This window comes from Bacteroidota bacterium, from assembly GCA_030706565.1.
Lineage (GTDB): Bacteria > Bacteroidota > Bacteroidia > Bacteroidales > JAUZOH01 > JAUZOH01.
The window spans coordinates 1-4928 of record JAUZOH010000290.1; the positions used below are offsets into that span (position 1 = coordinate 1).

Consider the following 4928-nt stretch of genomic DNA (forward strand, 5'->3'; position numbering starts at 1 on the left):
GGATTATAGCAAACTTAATTCCTATGATAAAATAGTTTCTAATAAGTTTAAGGATAATAAAGGGAAATTACCTTGGCCTTGTGATAGAGGTATTATTGTGAGTGCTTTTGGTCAACATGAACACCCAGTTTTAAAAGGAGTAATTATTAGAAATTATGGAATTGATTTAAGCGTTCCCAAAGGTTCTATTATAAGATCTATTTTTGGTGGGGAAATTTCTAAAGTTGTTGCTATTCCGGGCGCTAATTATACAGTGATCATTCGTCATGGAAGCTATTTAAGTGTATACCAAAATTTAGTTGATGTAAAAGTTCATGCTGGTGATAATGTAAATATTCGCCAGAATTTAGGATATGCTTATTTTGATAATGAAAATAATAGCTCTGTTGTACATATTGAAATATGGGAAGAGTTTAATAGATTGGATCCGGCCAGATGGTTAAGCAGGCATTAAGATATTTTAGTTTAGTATATTGAGTAAAGGACTGTAATTTTTGAGTTTTACATTTTTTTATGTAATTTGGAACAAAAAATTTGTTTGTAATATTTTAATTTTACACTACAAATTAGTAACCAAAAATTAATATTTTTTGTATAAAGAGTAATTAAATTTTAATTCTGGAATTCATAACTTTAGCTAAAATCAAATACTAAATCTATGGAAAAAAGCATAAATATTTCATCTAAAATTGAAAACTTAAGAGTCATTGAAAAAATTATTGATGAAATATCTGCTCAATGCTGCTTAAGCAACGAAATTTATGGGAATGTTTTGATTGCTACTCTTGAAGCTGTTAATAATGCTATTACCCATGGAAATAAATTAGACGAAACCAAAATTGTGACCTTAAGTTTCGTATGCAGTGAAGAGGAATTAAAAATCGTTGTGATTGACCAAGGTTGTGGTTTTGACTATTTGCATATACCTGATCCTACAGCTCCGGAAAATTTAGAAAATATTAATGGAAGAGGAATTTTCCTTATGGAAAAACTCTCTGATGAATTGAATTTTTACAATAAGGGAAGTAAAGTAGAACTTATTTTTAATCTTACATAAATTGGCAATAAATTATTTTTCCCAGGATATTGATTTTATCCTGAAAGGTAAATGTGATACGAGAAGATGGATCGCGAAAGTGATACATCTTTTTCATTTTAAAGCGGGTGATATTAATTATATTTTCGTCAGTAATAATTATATTCTTGAAATCAATCAAAAATATTTAGCTCATGATTATTTTACGGATATCATCACTTTTGATAACTCCGAAAAAAAAGATGTAATTAACGGGGACATTTATATTAGCATAGATACTGTTAAATCGAACGCAACAAAGTATGATGTAACCTTTGAAAATGAATTAAAAAGGGTGATGATACATGGTATCCTTCATTTAATCGGGTTTAATGATCATACCGAAGAGGAAAAAATTGTAATGAGGGAAAAAGAAGATAGTTGTTTAAAATTACTTTTTAGTTGATAGGATAGAAGTGATGATAAAAGATTATGATATAATTGTAGTTGGTGCTGGTCATGCAGGTTGTGAAGCTGCTGCTGCTTCTGCAAATATGGGGGCTAAAACTTTACTCATTACCATGGATATGACAAAAATGGGGCAGATGTCGTGTAATCCTGCGATGGGTGGAATTGCAAAAGGACAAATTGTAAGGGAAATAGATGCACTTGGAGGATATTCGGGAATTGTAACAGATATGACTTCCATTCAGTTTCGTATGTTGAATATTTCAAAGGGCCCTGCTATGTGGAGTCCCAGGTCTCAGTGTGACCGTATGCAGTTTAGCCGTCACTGGAGAATGGTGCTAGAAGGAATAGAAAATTTGGATTTCTGGCAGGATAATGTTTTGGAATTACTATTAAAGGATGATGCTGTTGTTGGTGTAAAAACCCAAATGAATGTTACATTTTATTCAAAAGCAGTTGTTTTGACCAATGGAACATTTTTAAATGGATTGATACATGTTGGGCGAACCCATTTCGGTGGAGGTAGGATAGGGGAGCTTCCCTCAATTGGTATTTCACAACAATTGAATCAGATTGGTTTTGAAGTTGGAAGGATGAAAACAGGTACTCCTGCAAGATTAGATGGCCGATCTATAGATTATTCAAAACTCATTGAACAAAAGGGTGACGATGAAGGGAAATTTTCATTTTTAAAAAATACTGCAGAGAAATTAAAACAAAGAAGTTGTTATATTACCTATACCAATAAAGCAGTACATGATATTTTAAGGACAGGATTCAAAGATTCTCCTTTGTTTCAGGGAATAATTAAAGGCAAAGGGCCGAGATATTGCCCGAGTATCGAAGATAAAATCGTTACATTTTCGGGCAGGGATAAACATCAGATATTTTTAGAACCTGAGGGTGAGCATACCATAGAATATTATATTAATGGATTTTCTTCTTCGCTTCCCTGGGATATACAATATGAAGGTTTAAAAAAAATAAAAGGGCTTGAAAATGTCCGGATATTCCGACCTGGTTATGCCATAGAATATGATTATTATCCTCCAATACAATTGAATCATAATCTGGAAACAAAAAGGATAGAAAATTTATTTTTCGCAGGTCAGATTAACGGAACAACTGGTTATGAAGAAGCCGCATCCCAGGGTTTAATGGCTGGAATAAATGCTGCCTTAAAAATTAAAGGTGAGCCCGAATTTGTTTTGAGCAGGGATCAATCTTATATAGGGGTGCTGATTGACGATTTGGTTACAAAAGGAGTAGACGAACCCTATAGGATGTTTACTGCAAGGGCAGAATATAGGATATTACTTCGTCAGGATAATGCGGATGAGAGATTGACGGATTTATCATATAATATTGGATTGGCAAAAAAGGACAGAGTAGATTTCACAAGAGAAAAATATGCAAAGAAAAATTTGGTCATGGATTTTTTAAAAGAATATAGTATTGCTCCGGATGAGATCAATCCTTTTTTAGATAGGAAAAAATCATCCACCCTTAAATATGGGGTAAAATTAAAAGATCTTTTATTAAGGCCTGAGATATCAATAAGGGAATTGTGCAGTTCGGTTAAAAGCCTTGCAGATCTGGCTAATACTCTGGGCGAAAATAGCCAAGAAATATTGGAAAGTTGTGAAATTTCCTTGAAATACGATGGATATATAGAAAGGGAGAAGCAATTGGCAAAAAAAATGAAAAGGCTGGAGGATATCAAAATACCGGACAAATTTAATTTCAGTTCGTTAAATTCATTATCTACAGAGGCCAGACAAAAATTAACCAGGATTTCTCCAAGAACGATAGGGCAGGCTTCAAGAATACCTGGAGTTTCTCCTTCGGATGTAAACATTCTCCTGGTCTATTTGGGAAGATAAAATGTTCCACGTGGAACTTTAAGCTTTTTAAAAAACTTACAACAGTAAAAAATATACAAATATTATTATAAAAAAATTTACATTTTTAATCCTCAATTGTTATCCTTGTAATTGTTTTTGATTTTTCTAAAAGTCTGATGTCTAAATTTGATGTTTTTGTGTTCCACGTGGAACATGAACTAAAATTCTGAAATTATGGACGTGTCTTATTCTATTGAAGGGAATATCGTTGATATTGAAAGAAGAAAAATATTTAAGGGCAAAATATCTGTTGAAGGCAATAAAATCCTGGATATTCTGCCATGCGATGTAAAAAACGATTGTTTTATTCTTCCAGGCCTTATAGATTCGCATGTGCATATTGAATCTTCAATGTTAATTCCATCTGAATTTGCTAAAAATGCCCTTCGCCATGGTACAGTCGCATCCCTTTGTGACCCTCATGAAATAGCCAATGTCTGTGGAATAGAAGGGGTATTGTTTATGCTTGAAAATGCCCAAACTGCTGATTATAACTTTTTCTTTGGAGCTCCCTCCTGTGTTCCTGCTACATTTTTCGAAACATCAGGAGCAATCCTGGATTCTGCTTCGGTAGGCCAACTCTTAAGGAGAAAGGATATTTTCTTTCTTTCAGAAATGATGAATTATCCCGGTGTTATAAATATGGACAATGAGGTAATAAAAAAGTTGGATGCTGCCAGAAAATATAAAAAGCCAATTGATGGACATGCTCCGGGATTGGTCGGGAATGACTTGAAAAAATATGCTTCCCAGGGAATATCTACTGATCATGAATCATTTTCGTATGATGAAGCAGTTGAAAAAATCAACTGTGGAATGTCTATAATGATTCGTGAAGGAAGCGCAGCCAGGAATTTTGAAAGTTTATATAAGTTAATCGATGTATACCCGGAAAAAATCATGCTTTGTACAGATGATATTCATCCTGATGATTTCTTTTCCGGATATATTGATTCTATTGTAAGAAGAGCTTTATCTAAGGGACTTGATGTTTTTAACATATTAAAAGCTGCCTGTATCAATCCGGTTAAACATTACAAAATACCGGTAGGAACCCTGAAAAAAAATGATTGGGCAGATTTTATTGTGGTAAATAATTTAAAGGATTTTATAATCCTGCAGACTTATATAAAAGGTAAACCTCTGATCAAAAATGAGGCTTTAAAAAATGAAGAATTAAAGCCTGTTTTATTAAATAATTTTCATGCTGAAAAAATAAAACCAGAATATATAAAAGTTGAATGGTTATCTGATTCAATGAATGTAATTGAGGCTTTTGACGGTGAATTGACTACAAAAAAAATATCTGTAAAACCTTTTGTGGAAAATAACCTTGTGGTTTCTGATGTGGATAATGATATTTTAAAACTGGTCGTAGTAAACCGGTATCAAAATCAAAAACCTAAGGTAGGATTTTTAAAGAATTTTGGCCTAAAAAAAGGAGCTTTGGCAAGCAGTATTGCCCATGATAGTCACAATATCATAGCAGTTGGTGCAAATGATGACGATATTTGCGCTGCAATTAATTCTTTGGTAGAAAA

General features: G+C 33.0%; 5 protein-coding genes. All 5 read left to right on the plus strand.

Annotated elements, in window-relative coordinates; all coding sequences use genetic code 11:
• Positions 1–454: M23 family metallopeptidase (locus tag Q8907_12725; protein MDP4275133.1), on the plus strand; the 454-nt coding region annotated here is incomplete at its 5' end.
• A 204-nt stretch (positions 455–658) separates the two neighbouring features.
• The gene (locus Q8907_12730) at positions 659–1057 is read left to right on the plus strand and encodes an ATP-binding protein (GenBank protein ID MDP4275134.1); all 399 of its coding nucleotides are present in this window, start codon (positions 659–661) and stop codon (positions 1055–1057) included.
• Position 1058: 1 nt separating this feature from the next.
• Complete coding sequence (gene ybeY / locus Q8907_12735; GenBank protein MDP4275135.1) at positions 1059–1481, plus strand: rRNA maturation RNase YbeY; 423 nt, start codon at positions 1059–1061, stop codon at positions 1479–1481.
• 13 nt (positions 1482–1494) lie between these two features.
• Positions 1495–3366 (plus strand): tRNA uridine-5-carboxymethylaminomethyl(34) synthesis enzyme MnmG, encoded by a 1872-nt coding sequence (mnmG, locus tag Q8907_12740; GenBank protein MDP4275136.1) that lies wholly within the window; start codon positions 1495–1497, stop codon positions 3364–3366.
• Between the two features lie 195 nt (positions 3367–3561).
• A partial coding sequence (gene ade, locus Q8907_12745) for an adenine deaminase (protein MDP4275137.1) occupies positions 3562–4928 on the plus strand: 1367 nt, incomplete at its 3' end.

Coding starts and splice junctions, on each gene's coding strand:
- Q8907_12730 (MDP4275134.1), top strand. CDS start 659: ATGGAAAAAAGCATAAATATTTCATCTAAAATTGAAAACTTAAGAGTC.
- mnmG (MDP4275136.1), top strand. CDS start 1,495: ATGATAAAAGATTATGATATAATTGTAGTTGGTGCTGGTCATGCAGGT.